This window comes from Sphaerisporangium corydalis, from assembly GCF_025506355.1.
Lineage (GTDB): Bacteria > Actinomycetota > Actinomycetes > Streptosporangiales > Streptosporangiaceae > Sphaerisporangium > Sphaerisporangium corydalis.
The window spans coordinates 1-1,236 of the sequence record NZ_JANZYP010000156.1; the positions used below are offsets into that span (position 1 = coordinate 1).

At 62.2% G+C, this 1,236-nt stretch carries 1 protein-coding gene; it reads left to right on the plus strand.

Annotation, left to right across the window (positions count from 1 at the left end; genetic code table 11):
• Nucleotides 1-34: 34 nt before the first annotated feature.
• A partial coding sequence (locus NYZ98_RS41310; RefSeq protein WP_262851028.1) for a glycoside hydrolase family 71/99-like protein occupies nt 35-1,236 on the plus strand: 1,202 nt, incomplete at its 3' end.

A 1,236-nucleotide genomic window follows, 5' to 3' on the forward strand; every position in this document is an offset into this window, starting at 1 on the left:
AGGAGTTCGCGTGGCCGTTTCGCGCCGGAGGTTCATGACCTCTGTCATGTCGGGATCCGCCCTGGCCGCGGTGTCATCGTCGCAACTGATGTCCGCCCTGACCACCCCCGCATCAGCAGCAGCCAGCCCACCCGGAGACGTCGTCGGCAAAATCACCGTCGGCTACCAAGGCTGGTTCGCCGCCCCCGGCGACACCGCCCCCATCAACGCCTGGTGGCACTGGTCCGCCAACAACACCCAACCCCCCTCACCCTCCAACACCACCATCGTCGCCTGGCCCGACACCCGCGAATACACCCACACCTACCCCACCAACTACGCCAACCTCAGAAACGGCCAGCCCGCCACCCTGTTCTCCTCCTACGACCAGCAGACCATCGACACCCACTTCCGCTGGATGCAAGAAAACACCATCGACACCGCCGCCCTCCAACGCTTCAACCCCAACAGCGGCGAAGGCCCCACCCGCGACGCCATCACCCAAAAAGTCCGCACCGCAGCAGAAAACCACAACACCAAATTCTACATAATGTACGACGTCACCGACTGGACCAACATGCAAGGAGAAATCAAAACCGACTGGACCACCAAAATGTCCACCCACACCACCAGCCCCGCCTACGCCAAACAAAACGGCAAACCCGTCGTCGGCATCTGGGGCTTCGGCTTCAACGACCCCAAACGCCCCTTCACCCCCCCACCCTGCCTCGAAGTAATCAACTGGTTCAAAAACCAAGGCTGCTACGTCATGGGCGGCGTCCCCACCCACTGGCGCACCGGAACCGAAGACTCCCGCCCCGGCTTCACCGACGTCTACCACGCCTTCAACATGATCTCCCCCTGGATGGTCGGCCGCATCGGCAACACCGCCGACACCGACCGCTTCCACACCAACGTCAACACCCCCGACCAAGCCGACTGCAACACCCACGGCATCGACTACCAACCCTGCGTCCTCCCCGGCGACGTCACCACCCGCCAACGCGCCCACGGCGACTTCATGTGGCGCCAGTTCTACAACATGACCCGCCTCGGCGCCCAAGCCATCTACATCTCCATGTTCGACGAATACAACGAAGGAAACCAAATAGCCAAAACCGCAGAAACCCTCAACACCGTCCCCACCAACTCCGGAATGCTCGCCCTCGACGAAGACGGCACCCCCTGCTCCTCCGACTACTACCTCCGCCTCACCAGCGACGGCGGCAAAATGCTCAAAGGCCAAATCCCCCTCAC